This is a genomic window from Halolamina salifodinae (assembly GCF_017874235.1).
GTDB classification, from domain to species: domain Archaea; phylum Halobacteriota; class Halobacteria; order Halobacteriales; family Haloferacaceae; genus Halolamina; species Halolamina salifodinae.
Window position 1 is genome coordinate 235,812 of the sequence record NZ_JAGGLC010000005.1, and the last position, 14,540, is coordinate 250,351.

The 14,540-nt window shown below is 68.3% G+C and carries 13 protein-coding genes; 5 read left to right on the forward strand and 8 right to left on the reverse strand.

Annotation, left to right across the window (positions count from 1 at the left end; genetic code table 11):
- Positions 1-160 precede the first annotated feature (160 nt).
- On the reverse strand, positions 161-589 hold the full coding sequence (locus J2753_RS12305; RefSeq protein WP_209492354.1) for a gamma-glutamylcyclotransferase family protein: 429 nt from the start codon (positions 587-589) through the stop codon (positions 161-163).
- 432 nt (positions 590-1,021) lie between these two features.
- Between J2753_RS12305 and J2753_RS12310 the strand changes: the two genes are divergently transcribed.
- On the forward strand, positions 1,022-2,203 hold the full coding sequence (locus J2753_RS12310) for a tRNA (guanine(26)-N(2))-dimethyltransferase (RefSeq protein ID WP_209492355.1): 1,182 nt from the start codon (positions 1,022-1,024) through the stop codon (positions 2,201-2,203).
- A gap of 70 nt (positions 2,204-2,273) precedes the next feature.
- On the opposite strand, the gene J2753_RS12315 is transcribed toward J2753_RS12310, so the two are convergent.
- Positions 2,274-3,437, reverse strand: a complete 1,164-nt coding sequence (locus tag J2753_RS12315) for a lycopene cyclase domain-containing protein (protein WP_209492356.1) — start codon at positions 3,435-3,437, stop codon at positions 2,274-2,276.
- Positions 3,438-3,560: 123 nt separating this feature from the next.
- On the opposite strand from J2753_RS12315, the gene J2753_RS12320 reads away from it, so the two are divergent.
- Complete coding sequence (locus J2753_RS12320) at positions 3,561-4,832, forward strand: YihY/virulence factor BrkB family protein (RefSeq protein ID WP_209492357.1); 1,272 nt, start codon at positions 3,561-3,563, stop codon at positions 4,830-4,832.
- A complete protein-coding gene (locus J2753_RS12325; RefSeq protein WP_209492358.1) occupies positions 4,832-5,722 on the forward strand; it encodes a phosphatase PAP2 family protein in 891 nt (296 codons plus the stop codon). The genes J2753_RS12320 and J2753_RS12325 overlap by 1 nt, the downstream gene beginning before the upstream one ends.
- Here J2753_RS12325 and J2753_RS12330 read toward each other — a convergent pair.
- Both J2753_RS12330 and glnA read right to left on the reverse strand, forming a co-directional pair.
- Positions 5,711-6,229: a GNAT family N-acetyltransferase gene (locus tag J2753_RS12330; RefSeq protein ID WP_209492359.1), complete on the reverse strand. Its 519-nt coding sequence runs from the start codon at positions 6,227-6,229 to the stop codon at positions 5,711-5,713. The genes J2753_RS12325 and J2753_RS12330 overlap by 12 nt on opposite strands.
- 309 nt (positions 6,230-6,538) lie before the next feature.
- A complete protein-coding gene (gene glnA, locus J2753_RS12335; RefSeq protein WP_209492360.1) occupies positions 6,539-7,894 on the reverse strand; it encodes a type I glutamate--ammonia ligase in 1,356 nt (451 codons plus the stop codon).
- A 126-nt stretch (positions 7,895-8,020) separates the two neighbouring features.
- Here glnA and lrp point away from each other — a divergent pair, with 126 nt between their 5' ends.
- The gene (lrp, locus tag J2753_RS12340) at positions 8,021-8,488 is read left to right on the forward strand and encodes an HTH-type transcriptional regulator Lrp (protein WP_209492361.1); all 468 of its coding nucleotides are present in this window, start codon (positions 8,021-8,023) and stop codon (positions 8,486-8,488) included.
- 434 nt (positions 8,489-8,922) lie between these two features.
- Here the strand turns inward: lrp and J2753_RS12345 are convergent, their stop codons facing one another.
- Positions 8,923-9,993, reverse strand: a complete 1,071-nt coding sequence (locus J2753_RS12345) for an aminopeptidase (RefSeq protein WP_209492362.1) — start codon at positions 9,991-9,993, stop codon at positions 8,923-8,925.
- Between the two features lie 140 nt (positions 9,994-10,133).
- Between J2753_RS12345 and J2753_RS12350 the strand changes: the two genes are divergently transcribed.
- Positions 10,134-10,877, forward strand: a complete 744-nt coding sequence (locus J2753_RS12350; RefSeq protein WP_209492363.1) for a DNA polymerase sliding clamp — start codon at positions 10,134-10,136, stop codon at positions 10,875-10,877.
- 167 nt (positions 10,878-11,044) lie between these two features.
- On the opposite strand, the gene J2753_RS12355 is transcribed toward J2753_RS12350, so the two are convergent.
- The 3 genes from J2753_RS12355 to J2753_RS12365 all read right to left on the reverse strand — a co-directional run bounded on the left by J2753_RS12355 (position 11,045) and on the right by J2753_RS12365 (position 14,491).
- On the reverse strand, positions 11,045-12,721 hold the full coding sequence (locus J2753_RS12355) for a sensor histidine kinase (RefSeq protein ID WP_209492364.1): 1,677 nt from the start codon (positions 12,719-12,721) through the stop codon (positions 11,045-11,047).
- 189 nt (positions 12,722-12,910) lie between these two features.
- Entirely contained in the window at positions 12,911-13,498 is a 588-nt protein-coding gene (locus tag J2753_RS12360) for a DUF7474 family protein (protein ID WP_209492365.1), read from the reverse strand.
- Positions 13,499-13,543: 45 nt separating this feature from the next.
- Positions 13,544-14,491 carry a cation diffusion facilitator family transporter gene (locus J2753_RS12365; RefSeq protein WP_209492366.1) on the reverse strand — a complete coding sequence of 316 codons (948 nt, stop codon included), beginning with the start codon at positions 14,489-14,491 and terminating at the stop codon, positions 13,544-13,546.
- Positions 14,492-14,540 lie beyond the last annotated feature (49 nt).

Genomic DNA, 14,540 nt, shown 5'->3' on the forward strand with positions numbered 1-14,540 from the left:
TCGGCCGCGGCTAAGGAGTTTCGGTCAAAGGGGGAAAGGGGGAAACACGCGTCACCTGCGTGCACTCACGGCTTCGCCGTGCGAGGACATAAGGGTACGCAGACCACGGTGAAAGTGAAGCTAGCGGGGAGACGGTTCCGGGGGACGGGCCCGGTAAACCTCACTGCGGGAGAACACGAACGTCGTTTTGCTGGAGGTACGCCCGGATCCGGGATCCGAACTCGTCGCCCCCAGGTGGTTTATCGTCCAGGACGGGCCAAGTCACCTCGTCACCGACGCCGAGGCGCACGGGGTCGCCGACGTACACCGCTACCTCGTCGTCGATGTCGTCGCCCGCGCCCGCACCATCCACGGGGACCGAGACCCGGACGTAGAGACCTTCCTCCACGCCCTCGTAGGCGTCGAGCGCGTCGACGTCGTCGGTCCGGAGCAATCGCCCGCCAGTCTCCCCGCCGGGCGCGAGCGTCGGGTACTCCCCCTGCACGGGGTGGAGTCCCGAGAGCACCGCCGACCCGAGGAAGGCGTAGGAGTCGACCACCGACGCGACTCGCTCGGGTTCGGTGAGAGTGCCGTAGACGAACACGTCCATACCGGCTGTTCGGCGCGCTGGGTTAAGAAGGAGTGGCCGGTTCTGGGACTGGACCGGAAGCGGCGCGAGACGCTCGCCGCTCCGTTGGCGAGCCAGCGCGAGGGATGAGCGACTGAGCGTAGCGAAGGAGCGAATCGGCTGGGGAGGATGTGGGCTGTGGGCGGGGCTGAAAGGGGCTGTTCGCTCGGCGAACCCGGAGGAAGCAAGGACCGCAGCCGAACGGAGTTCTCGCGAGCGGAGCGAGCGAGAGCACGGCAGAGCTTCGCTCTGGCGGAGTGAGGCGAGGACCGCAGCGACTCCCGGGAGCCGAGCGAACAGGGGCTTTCTCGGTGTTGCTGACCCATCGACCGACGAGAACGCCCACACAACGGACCCAGAGAGCAAAGAACCAACACCAGAACCGCTTTCCGCGCACCCCGACCACCAACGACCATGCGCGTGAGCGAGGGTGACGTAACGGTCGAGGCGCCCGATCCGCGGGACGGGAGCAGCGAGGGCGCCGGGGAAGCGGTCTTCTTCAACCCCGAGATGGAGCTCAACCGCGACCTCACGGTGGCGGTGCTCCGAGCCTTCGAGGACCGCACCGACGCCGGCGCGGCGAACGTCAGCCGCGACGAACCCGACAGCGAGGAGCGCACACTCAGCTACCTCGACGCCATGACCGCCACGGGGGTCCGCGCGGCCCGGGCGGCCGAGGTGGGCTACGACGTGACTGCCGCCGACGTGGACCCCGACGCGGTCGAACTCGCCCGGGAGAACCTCGCGCTGAACGACTTGCCCGGGACGGCCGTCCAGTCGGACGCCAACGTCCTCATGCACCAGGAGCGCTTCGACGTGGTCGACCTCGACCCGTTCGGGACGCCGATGCCCTTCGCCGACGCCGCCGTCGCCGGCACGCGGAAACTGCTCTGTGTGACCGCGACCGACACCGCGCCGCTCTGTGGCGCGCACTTCGACTCCGGGGTCCGGAAGTACGACACCGTCCCGCGGAACACCGATTTCCACCGCGAGATGGGCCTGCGCGTGCTCATCGGCGCGATGTCCCGCATCGCCGCCCGCCGAGATGTGGCGGTCGAACCCATCTGTTCGCACGCCACCCGGCACTACGCCCGGACCTACCTCGAACTCACCCACAAGGCCACGGCCGCCGACAAGGCGCTGCAGTGGCTGGGCTTCGTCTATCACTGCGAGGACTGTCTCTACCGGGAGCACGAGTTCGGGCGGATCGCCCACCCGCCCGAGAACTGCCCGAACTGTGGCTCCTCGCGGTGCTCTGCAGCGGGTCCGATCTGGCTCGGGCAGGTCTCCGACAGCGAGTTCGTCGGCGACGTCGCCGCCGAGGTGACGCCGAACATGGGCGAGTGGCAGCGCGTGAGCCGCCTGCTCGACACGCTCGGCGAGGAACTGGACACGCCGACCCACTACGACCAGCACCGCCTCTGCAAGCAGTGGGGCGCGCCCGCAAACAAACTGGAGACGTTCCTCGAGGACCTCCGGGACGCCGGCTACGAGGCGAGTCCGGCCCACTACGGCGGGACCTGCTTCAAAACCGACGCGAGTGTGGACGAGATCCGCGCGGCAGCGGAACCAGCCGCGGCGAGCGACCGGGAGTGACCGTCGGGTCACGACCAGAGCCCATGCCGCGGCTGTGGAACCGACCCTCGACACGACCGAGGAGTAGCCCTCACTCCCGCGGATTGACTGTCTCGTGAATCCCCAGTACCAGCGCCGGCACGACGAGCATGAAGAGGTGCTCCTCCAGCGGGATTCCGAGCAGGTCGATCCCCGTCCGCATCTGAATCGCGAACACCCCGACCTCCAGCGTGTACCAGTCCCAGACGTACGCGATGGGGTACAGCGCCACAATCGTCCGGCCGGCCCGGCGGAGCGCGCCGTCGCCGGCCCGGCGCAGTAGCACGAGCGCGGCGGCGCCGAACACGACCTCGGTCACGAGGTAGGTGTACCGGCCGAGGACGGAGATATCCGGGAGCGGCGCGCCCGCCAGCGGTTCGAAGAAGACTGCGACGAGCAGCACTGCCAGAAACAGGTACGCGCCGCGAACGAGCAGCATCGTCGCCGTCCCGGGCTCCCGGCGGACGGCGACGGCGGCAACGGCGCCGAAGGCGAGGCTCGCGAGCGGCGCACTCGGCGGCAGTGTTCGGGTGATCGAGAGCGGAACCACGGCAAAGAGGCCGATAGCGAGCAGCGCGGCCGCGAGCGAGTGCGAACGGGCAGGGCCCAGCGCGACCGCGACGGTCTGTTTCTGGATCGAGCGGTCGTACTCGTAGTCCTGCGCGTCGTCGATTATCTTCACGCCCGCGAGGACGGTCACGAGTACGGCCGCGAGCGCGAGCGGCCGGGTCGCGAGCGCGCCGGTCTGGGCCGCGTAGCCCGCGAGCAGACAGAGACCGATACCGACGGGGTAGCCCAGCGTCGTCGTCACGGGGTTCGTGTCGAACTGCGGCGCGTGGAGGTAGCCGATGAGCCACGTCGGCGCCGCGAGCGCGACGGCAAGGGGGTTCGCGAAGGTGGCGAGCGCAGCAAGACAGGCGAGGAACCCGGCGGTGGCGGCGACGAGTCCGATCCGACAGCCCAGCACGGTCAGCGGGTGGTCGTCATCCTCGCCGCGGCGGTGGAAATCGACGTAGCCGTCCTTCACGTGAGCGGTGTAGACCGCGAAGAAGGCCGCGCTCGCCGCGAGCAGCGCGACCGGTGGGTCGAACGGCCCGGCGAGCGCCGCCCCGAACAGCGCCGTCGCCACCGGCGGGAGCATGAACACCGGATGGACCTGCGAAGCGTAGGCGCTCGCGGCCGCGGCGGGGCCGCTCCCGTGTCGGGCGATGGCCATGGTGCGTGTTAGATATGCCCATGAATAAGTGGACCGACGGGTCGAGGCAGCCACCGTCGACTTGGGACGGCCGAGGTCGGCGCTCCCCGGGGTTCTTGTAGCGCGCTCGTGTAGCCACGTGCAGTGAAAACGCGCCTCCGTAGCGCCCTCGAGACCGCCAAGCGCGTCGGCGTCGTCGCCAAGGAGCAGGAACTCACCTTCCTCGCGGCGGCCGTCGCCTACTACGCGTTCGTCTCGCTGATCCCCGCGGCGGTGCTCGTCCTCGTCATCGCCAGCACGTTCGGCGGCGAGCAGTTCGCCCGGGTCGTGCTGGAGTCGACCAGCCAGTTGCTCACCGCGAGCGGGCAGGAGGTGCTCACCACCGCACTCACTGCCAGCGACGGCCGCAGTGGCGCGACCGTCGTCGGGGGCGCCTTCCTGCTCTGGGGGACGCTGAAAGTGTTCCGCGCGCTCGACACCGCGTTCGGCGACGTCTACGGCACCGAACAGCAGGACACGCTGCTGGACCAACTGGTCGACTCGCTGATCGTCGTCGTCAGCATCGGCGCCTCGATGACGTTGATGTTCGCGCTCGCCGGCGCGTTCGCCGCGTTCGACCTCGGCATCGTCACCGAGGCGGTCGGGGTGCTCGCGCTCCCCGTCATCCTGACCGCGGCCTTTCTCCCCATCTTCTACCGGTTCCCGGACACTGCGGTCACCGTCCGGGAGGCGCTGCCCGGTGCCGCACTCGCCGCGGTCGGGTGGACCGTGATGCAGGCCGTCTTCCAGTTGTACGCCAGCGTCGCCAGCACCTCCGCCTACGGTATCGTAGGCGGGGTGATCCTGCTGGTGACGTGGCTCTACCTTGCGGGCGCCGTCGTCATCCTCGGCGCCGTCGTCAACGTCGTGCTCGCGGAGAACCGCGAACCCGGCGCCGAGTCCGGCGGCGCCACCGTCGGCCCCCCGCCCGAAGACGCCACCGTCGGGGACTACCGGCAGTTCCAAGAGGGCCGAGAGCCAGCCTCCGAGTACATGGCTGAGCGCGAACCCCGCGGCGCGCCCGATGTCGCCGAACTCGCGGCGGAAGTCGAGGAGCTCCGGTCCGAGCTCGACGGCTTCGAGGAGGACGTCGACCGACGGACCGTCGACCGGCCGCAGTTGGAGGCTGACCTCCGGGCGTACGTCCGCTCGCGGATGCGCCGCGGCAAGGCTCGCGGCTGGGGGCCGTATCTGGTGTTGCTCTACGGCGTCGCGCTGAGCATCGCCGCGTTCCACTATCTCTCGGGCTGGGCCGCCGTCGCCGCGATGCTCGTCGCGTTCACGTCGACGCTCGGCATCTACGTCCTGTTCGTCCTGTTCGGCGGCGTGCTCGGCGCCGCGCGAACCGCCGGCAGCCTCTCCGAACGGTTCCGGTAATGCACGGCTGGGGCGTCACCGAGGCGCTGGCCGCGCTCCCGGACTGGGTCGTGCTCGTGTTCGCCCTCCTGACCCAGTTGGCCGACGCGTGGTTCGTTTTCGCCGGGCTCACCCTCCTGTACCTGCTCGCTGACGAGCGACTCGCCAGCGAGCCACGCCGCACCGGCGGGCTGCTGGTGGCGCTGGGGGTCTGCACCATTGCGGCGACGGTGACGTTCAAGACCGCCTTCGGCCTCCACCGCCCCGTCGGCGCCGGATCGGCGACGCCGCCGGTGTGGCTCCCGGCGCTGCTCGACCGGGTGTTCGTCGACTTCGCGACCGGCGACGGCTTCGGCTTCCCCAGCGGCCACGCCACCTCGAGCAGCATCGTCTACGGCGGCCTCGCGCTCTATCTGGACCGACTCTGGGACCAGCGCCGGCGGATCCTCGGCGCCGTCGCAGTCACCGCAACCGTCGCGCTCTCACGGCTCGTCCTCGGCGTTCACCACCTGCCGGACGTGCTCGCGGGGATCGCGACGGGGCTGGCAGTGCTGCTCGCGGTGCGCTGGGTCGCGGGCCGGGATCCCGAGCGAGCCTTCCTCGCGGCCGGCACGCTCGGCGCGATATCCGTCGTCGCTACGCTCGTCTTCGCCCCTGAACACCCCGAGGAACTGCTGAAAGCCGCTATCGCCCTTGGGGCTGGGCTCGGCGCCGCCGTCGCGTGGCACCGGACCGGGGGTGACCTCCCGCCCGTCCCGGTCCGGATCGCGGTGCCCGCTGGCGTGGTGCTGGGTGGTCTCTGGGGCGGCATCTACGTCGCCGAACTGGCGCCGGTGGTCAGCGCGGTTGGGTCAGCGATCGCTGTCGGGGGGATCGTCGCCGTCCCGGGCGTCGTCGACTCACTCGAGTGATTTCTCCATGACGACCTCGTCGTACTCGCGGAAGGAGAGCGGGTAGTCACCCGTGATCTCGTAGCCGTGGGCGTGGTAGAACTCGGGGAGGAACGGGTGCTCGTCGGGCGTGGTGAGCCGGACCCGCGTGTGGCCCGCCTCCCGGGCGGCGCGCTCGGCGCGTTCGAGCAGGCGGCTGCCGATCCCCTCGCCCTTCCAGCGCTCGCGGACGCCGAGTCGGCTGATCGTCGCCGCATCGTCACCAGAACGCGAAGCGTTCTGGTTGCCCGCAGAGGTTTGCTCTGCGACGTCCTCAGTCCCGAGGCGGACGCCGCCGACGACGCCCTCGTCGGTTTCGGCGACGAACACCTGCTGTTCCCCGACCCACTCGCGGACCGCCGCGGCGGTCGCCGACTCGGCCTTCGCCGGGAAGCCGAGGTCCCGGTTCTCGGCGTAGGCGCTGCGGTAGGCGGCCGCGAGCGCGTCGGCGTCCCCGATGGTGGCTGCACGCAGGCTGACATCGGCCATAGCTCCGTGTTAACACGCCAGTCCCGTGAACCCACCGGCGCGCGGTGAAGAGAAGTATTGCAAGTGTCGCATCCGCGAGCGAAGCGAGCGGTTCACCGCCGGAGCGGGTGAAGCCCCGCGGAGGCGGGGTTTTGGCATTACCAGAATCGCACCGCGATTCTGGTTAGCAGTCGGACGTAGTCCGACAGCATCACCGGAAATCTCCGATTTCCGGTTAGCAGCCAGAATCTTCGATTCTGGCGACATCAACGGGTTTTACCGGGGTTCGACCGAGCGAAGCGAGGGAGGACCCCGGTAAAAGAGGTTGGTTTAGAACGTCTCGAGGTAGCGGTCGAGCTCCCAGTCCGAGACGTCGACGAGGTAGTCCGCGAACTCGGCCCGCTTGGCCTCGACGAACTTCGGCCCGACGTGGGGGCCGAGCGCCTCGTAGACGGTGTCGTCGTTCTCCAGGGCGTCGATGGCCTCGCCGAGATTGGTCGGCAGCGTCTCGATGCCGTACTCCTCGCGTTTCTGCTCGTCGAACTCGTAGATGTTCTCGCGGATCGGATCCTCGCAGTCCATCTCCTTCTCGATCCCGTCGAGCCCCGCGTGGATCAGCACCGCGAAGGCGAGGTAGGGGTTACACGAGGGGTCGGGGAAACGCGCCTCGATTCGGGAGGCGGCGGGCACGCGCGCGGCCGGCTTGCGGATCAGCGCCGAGCGGTTGCGGTCGGACCAGGCGACGTAGACGGGCGCCTCGTAGCCGGGGACGAGGCGCTTGTAGCTGTTCACGGTGGGGTTGGTGACCGCCGCCAGCGCGGGCGCGTGGTCCAGAACCCCGGCGGTGAACTGCTTGGCCACCTCGCTGAGGTCGAACTCGTCGTCCTCGTCGTGAAACGCGTTCTCGCCGTCCGTGAACAGCGAGAAGTGGACGTGCATCCCCGAGCCGTTGACTTTCGCGATGGGCTTGGGCATGAACGTCGCGTGGAGGTCGTGCTGGGCGGCGATGGCCCGCACGACGGTGCGGAACGTCGCGACGTTGTCGGCCGTCGAGAGCGCGTCGTCGTACTCGAAGTTGATCTCGTGCTGGCCCTCGGCGACCTCGTGGTGGGAGGCTTCGATGTCGAAGCCCATCTCCTCGAGACCGTAGATGATGTCTCGACGGACGTCGCTGGCCAGATCCTTCGGCGCCACGTCGAAGTAGCCGCCGGCGTCGTTGGTGTTGGTCGTCGCCTTCCCCTCCTCGTCCTCCTCGAACAGGAAGAACTCCGGTTCGGGCGCGGCGTTGACCTCGTAGCCCAACTTCTCGGCGCGGGCAAGCGCGTCCTTCAGCACCGCACGCGGGTCGCCCTCGAACGGCTCGCCCGTGGTCGTGTCGATCACGTCACAGATGAGGCGCGCGGAGGTGTCGCGCCACGGCAGCACCGCGAACGTGGTCGCGTCGGGCTTGAGGCGCATGTCCGACTCCTGGATGCGGACGAACCCCTCGATTGAGGAGCCGTCGAAGTAGATCCCCTCGGTAAAGGCCTTCTCTGCCTGCTCAGCGGGCACGGAGACGTTCTTGACCGTGCCGAGAATGTCCGTGAACTGGAGGCGGAGGAAGTCTATTCCTTCGCGGTCGATACGTTTCAGTACTTCGCTCTCCTCCTCGGTGAGTCCGCCGTCGGCGACTGGCTCGTCCGTCATGCTCTACCGGGGTGGAGAAACCGATACTACAAGTAAATTGCCCTCCCGGAAGCCGTGTGCGAGAGGGTACAGAAGAAAATTGGATGTTCGTAAAGTTCTTGACCCCCGCGAGCGGATCGGAGTACCATGACGTACGAAAACCTCGACGCGCGCCTGATCAACTCACTGCTCGGCAACGGTCGCGCGAGCCTGCGCAGTCTGGGCGAGGAGCTCGACGTGTCGGTGACGACGGTGTCGAACCACCTGCAGGGCCTGGAGGAGTCCGGCGTGATCGAGGGGTACAGCCCCGACGTGAACTACCACGAACTCGGCTACGACGTGACCGCAGTGCTCCAACTCAAAGTCGAAGGTGAGGCGCTGCCGGAGATCACCGACCGCCTCGCGGATCTCCAGGGGATGGTCTCGGTGTACGAGGTGACGGGCGACCACGACATCATCGCTATCGGGAAGTTCGAGGATACGGACGCGATGAACGAGCGCATCAAGCGGATTCTGACCGACGACGACGTGCGCGAGTCGAACACCTCGGTCGTGCTGAACGCGGTTGTGGAGAATCAGCAGTTCGAGTTGGAAGTCGACGAAGACGCGGAGTAGAGCGGCGGCTGTTTCTCGGTGGTTGGTAGCTTCTCGTTCGGTAGAGTTCGGGCGACCGCGAACGGCACCGCGGAGTTCCCAGGGCAAATTGTGACCGCACCGCTGACCGCTCAGCGGCCACAGCCTCCCCAGCCGACTCGCTCGGGCTTAACCCTCGCTCGTCCCTCGCACGCTCGTTCGCGCCGACGCGCTCACGTCGCGCGCCACCGCCACTGCGGGTGCGGTGGACGCCTCGCGCTCGCCAGCGGCCGGCGAGCGCGGGGGGAGGGGTGGGGACTCGGCGCTGCGTCGGGTCTTGTACCCGACGCCCTGCGGTCGCAAGTGGTCAACGATCGAGATGCTGTTGCGGAAATCGACGACCCAGTCAGGCCACACAAACACGAAAGCGAACGAAAATCCGACGAGAAGTACCGCAAAACCGACGACAGACTACGTTACTCGAAGATGAACTCGCCGTCCTCCTGCACAACCTCGCCGTCCACCTCGATGACCGAGTCCTCGCTCATGTCCAGAATCATGTCGACGTGCTCGGCGCTGTCGTTGACCTCGTTGCCCTCGCCCACACACATCGGGTAGGCGCTCCCGACGGCCATATGGACCGTCTCGCCCATCTTCTCGTCGAACAGCATGTTGTAGGTGAACTGGTCGATGGCGTCGTTCATCCCGATGCCGAGTTCGCCGAGGTAGCGCGCCTCCTCGTCGGTGTCGAAGACGCCCTGCAGCACGTCCTCGTTGCGCTCGGCGGAAAACTCGGTGACTTTGCCGTCCTCAAACGTCAGCCGAACGCCCTGCACCTCGCGGCCCTGCCGGTAGAGCGGCATATCGAAGTGGACCTCACCCTCGACGCTGTGCTTCACGGGGGCGGTGAACACCTCGCCGCCGGGGAGGTTCGCCTCGCCGTAGTCGTTCGCGGCGGTGTTGCCCTCGATGGACATCGTGACGTCCGTCTCCTCGCCCGCGCGGATGCGGACCTCGCTGGCGTCGTCGAGGATTTCGACGAGGTTCTCCTGAAACTCACGCTGGGCCGCCCAGTCGAGGGTGACGGCGTCGTAGACGAACTCCTCGTAAGCTTCGGTGCTCATCCCCGCCAGCTGGGCGTAGCCCGAACTCGGGTACTGGGTGAGACACCACGTGGTGTCGAGTCGCGCCTTCTTCACGGGGTCGTGGGCGCGGTTGTACGCGGCCGTTGTCTCCGGGTCCACGTCGGCCTTCTCGCTGGGGTTCGGGCCGCTGCGGGCGATGATCGTCGCGTCGGCGTTCTCGTAGAGCGCGAGTTCGTGCTCGGGCGTGTCGAACTCGTCGCTGTTGCGGAGGTACGCGCGCTCGACGCGCTCGGAGTAGGTCAACAGCAGCGGGTTGGCGCCCTTCTCGCCCAGCAGTTCGTGGAGGGCGACGGCGAGGTCCTCGGCGTCGCCGGGGAGGTAGACGATCACGTCGTCGCCGGCCTCGATGCCGGTCGAGTGCTCGACGATGGTCTCGGCGTGTTCGCGGATTCGCGGATCCATACTCGAAGCTCTCGGCACCGCGGCAAACCGCTTGCGGAGTCCGCTCGACAGCGGCGCGATGCTGTCCCGGCGCCCGCGAGACGGGGGCCGGGGCACCCCGAATCGGGAGGCTTTTTGAGTGTGGGAGGGAACCGTAGACCATGTTCAAGGCCATCGTGAGCGCGTCGACGCTCCGGGACTCCCTCGACGCCGTGAGCGTGCTGGTCGAGGAGTGCAAGATCCGGTTGAACGAGGAGGAGCTGTCGATCCGCGCGGTCGACCCGGCGAACGTGGGGATGGTCGATCTGACGCTGGAGGCGGCGGCCTTCGAGTCCTACGAAGCCGACGGCGGCGTCATCGGCGTCAACCTCACGCGACTCGAGGAAGTCGCCGGGATGGCCAACGCCGACGACCTGATCCACCTCGAACTCGACGAGGAGACCCGCAAGCTCCACATCGAGTGTGAGGGTCTCTCCTACACGCTGGCGCTGATCGACCCCGACTCGATCCGCCAGGAGCCGGACATCCCGGATCTCGACCTCCCGGCCGAGATCGTACTCGAGGGCGCACAGCTCAGCCGCGGGATCACCGCCGCGGACATGGTTTCGGACCACATCCGCCTGCGCGTCGACGAGAGCGCGGAGACGTTCCACATCGAGGCCGAGGGCGACACCGACGACGTCGACCTGCAGCTCGAGTCCGAGGACCTGATCGACCTCACGGCCGGGCCCGCCGACTCGCTGTTCAGCCTCGACTACCTGAAGGACATGAACAAGGCCATCGCCTCCGACGCCGAGGTCCGCGTCGAACTCGGCGAGGAGTTCCCGGTGAAGCTCCACTACGAGTTCGCCGAGGGGCTCGGCAAGGTGACGTTCATGCTGGCGCCGCGTATTCAGTCGGAGTAACGCCACCGCGGCTCGCGACCGAGAGCGGCCTCGTGTCGCTCTCTCGGAGCCCATGCCGTGGTTGGGTGTAACGCGACCACCCACCGCGACTTTTTCAGCCGCCCACTCGAATCACGAGCATGCGCGCTGTCTATTCTCGCGTCCATCTCGCCCACCTCGACACGCTCTCACGGCTCCGCTGACGCGTCTGGCGAGCCAGCCGGGAACGTCACGGCGACTTCAGTCCCACCCTCCTCGGGCGTCTCGATGTCGATAGTCGCGCCGAGTAGCGTCGCCCCCCAGTAGACTGCCCAGAGGCCGAGCCCGCTGCCGTGTTCGAGCGCCGTCTCGCCGCCCGAGCGCAGCACCGCGAGTTCGTGCTCCGGGATGCCCGGCCCCGAGTCCTGAACCACGAGGCGGGCGCCGCCGTCGGTCGGGGTGAGCGAGATCGTGATCGGTTCGGCGCCGTGGTCGATAGCGTTCTCCACGAGGTTCTCGACCACCGCCTCGAACGCGCGGTCGACGCCGTGCAGCCGAATCGAGTCGGCGATATCCGTCTCGGCGGCCGCCTCGGGCGCGTCGGCGGCGAGATCCGCGAGCACCGAACGAGTGATTGCGGCGGCGTCGAACGTCGTCTCCTCGGCTTCGAGGAACGCCTCGACCTCCCGGGCGTTCTCGCCCAGATCCGTGAGCGAGCGGGCGTTCGCCGCGATCAGTTCGGCCATCCGTTGATCCTCGCCGTCGTGTCGGTCCGCAAGCGTCTCGGCGTAGCCGAGCACGACGGTGAGGTCGTTCCGGAGGTTATGTCTGAGCACCCGGTTCAGTACCTCGACGCGCTGGCGCTGGCGCTCGCGGACGGTTACATCCGAGAGCACGACCGTGTAGCCGAGCGGGTCGCCGTGCTGGTCGGCGACGGTGCTGGTCGTCACCTCGTAGGTGCGGCGCTCGCCGTCGGTAAGTTCGATTGTTCGAGGTGGGTCCGCCGGGTCGAAGCGCTCGATGGGCAGGAACGACCCGAGTGGCTCCCCGAGGGCGGTGGCGGTGTCGACGCCGAGCACCGACTCGGCGGCGGCGTTGAGTTCGGCCACCTCGCCGTTGCGGGAGACGATGGCGACGGCGACGCCCACGTCGTCGACGGCCGCCTGGGTCCCCAGCCGACTCACCGCCGGCGAGACACCGAACAGCCGGTAGCGAAACAGCGCGTAGCCGAAGGAAACCCCCGTGACCCCGAGCCCGACCGGCGTGAGGTCGAGGCCGGGATAGGGGCCGACGAACAGCGCCGCCTTCCCCTGTGTGACCGTGGCGACGAGGGTGCCGACGACCAGCGCGACGGCCTGATCCCGGTAGAGCGACCCGCGGGAGAGCACCAACTCGAAGATGAGCGCGACGCCGACTCCGACGAGGATCCAGCCGTAGCCGACGTGGATCCAGTGCCAGACCCCGGGGTCGTACCAGCTGATCGCGATCCCGAGCTGTTCGGTGACTTGGTAGTCCCGCCAGAGGAGGTGGTGGGCGTCGTTGGTGACGATCAGCCCCATCGTCGCCGCCGGCAACACGAACACGCCGGCGATGAGTTTGCGGCTGATGTAGCCGCCGCGGCCGGTGTACGCCAGCGCGAACAGGAACCACGACGGCACGAGCACCGCCTTCCCCACCTCGACGGGGAGTTCGAACAGGACGTGCACGCCGGGGTCGGAGATCAGCAGCGAGACCGCGTACGCGAGCGACCAGAGCGACGCGCCGGCCATCATCGCCGCGAAGTAGGTCGCCCCAGGCTTGTCTCGGCGCGCCGCGTAGCCGCCGATGGCGAGCGTCGTCAGCCCGCTGGCAAAGGCGAGCGCCACGTAGACGAGCCCGACGTTCATTACCCACCCTACCGGGGGAGCCGTCATAAACCGCGGGGGCGACGGCGGGGCGACGGCGGGGCGACGGCGGAGCGACGGCGGGGCGACGGCGGAGCGACGGCGGGGCGACGGCGGAGCGACGGCGGGGCGACGGCGGAGCGACGGCTCGACGGTGAGTTGTGTGAGAACGGTCGGCGGACGAAAAGCACCTCAGCCGTGACGCTGGATGACCCGCTTCGCGGCCTGGGCCTTCTCCTTCCAGCCGTAGCCGGCCTCGTAGACGTGGCGTTTGTTGTCGACCAGTTCCCCCGGGCTGGTCTCCTCGAACCCCCCGCGGGCCCACGTGCCCGACTCCTCGAGCCAGTCGATCACCTTCTCGCGGGTCTCGGGCCACGTGAGGCCGACCATCTCGTACCACGCGACCATGGCGAAGACGGCGTTGTCGTGACAGCCGGGGTAGGAGCCCCGGCGGTAGATGGTCCGCATCGGGTCCGTCGTCGGCTCCGAGACCTGTTCGCGGTACTCCTCGGCGGTCAGGAGTTCGAGGCGGCCGTTGGTGTCCGGCTGAATCCGGCCGCTGCGCCGGAGATACGAGAGCGCGGCCTGATGGAGCGCGTCCCACTCCGGCGCCGACTCGCGCAGGTCGTCCTCCTCGCGGGCGCCCGCCGACAGCGGCGCCAGCACGTCGACGTAGGCGCGCTCGACGGTCTGCCACTCGGTCCCCTCGAACCGACAGCCGGTGTCGTGGAGGCTGCTCGTGGCGTGGCAGTCGGGACAGGGGTAGTCGAACCGCGGCACACCCGGGCGTTACTGGGGCGCCGCCTTAGAACTCGCGGTCGGCGGTCATAGATCCGGTTCGATGTACACCATCGTGACGCGCGTGTCGCCCTCGCGGAGTTCCTGCTCGAGCTCCGCGATGATCTCGCTGACCGCCTCGGTGTCCAGCGCGGGGTCGACGCTCACATCGACGGCCACCAGCGCCTTCTGGGGGCCGAAGAAGACGCTCCGGAACGTGTCCACGTGGACGACGTTCGGGTGGCTGTTGATGATGCCCTGGAGGTCACGTTCGGCGTCGGCGGGCAGGCTCTCGCCCAGCAGCAGGCGCTTGTTCTGCCAGGCCAGCGCGACCGCGAACACCATCAGCAAGACGCCGATTATCGCCGCGGAGATGGCGTCGTAGATGCCGTTGCCGGTGTAGCGCGTGAGCACCACGCCGACCAGCGCGATGGCGGCGCCACTGAGTGCGATGGCGTCCTCGGTGAACGCCGTCAGCGTCGTCACGTCGCTGGTCTTCTCGAACGCCTCCGGGATCGAGGTCCAGTCGAACTCCTGCATCTGGCTCCGTAGCTCCGAGTTCGCCTTCGCGAACGCCCACGCCTCGAAGACGATGGCCGCCGAGAGGACGGCAACGTTGAGCCAGAACGTCTCGAGTTCGGCGCCGACGAACGGGACGACGAACGTGCCGGCCTCGGTGTGGCCCGCGGTCTGGATCGCGTGGATCCCGTGATTCAGGCTCTCCCAGCCGGCGATGCCGAACAGCAGCACCGAGACGAGGAAGGCGTAGAAGAACTGGGCCTTCCCGTAGCCGAAGGGGTGGCCCCGGCTGGCCTCCTTCCCGGAGTAGCGGATCCCGATCAGGAGGAACACCTGGTTCCCGGTGTCGGAGATGGAGTGATACGTCTCGGAGAGCATGGAGGGGCTCCCGGTGAGCAGGAAGCCGACGAACTTCAGAATCGCGATGGCGCCGTTGGCGATCAGCGCCGCCACCACGACTCTCGTACTACCGGCCATGGGCGAACGGTCACGAGGGAGGGCCTTATCGGTTGGTGTGGCCCGTGCT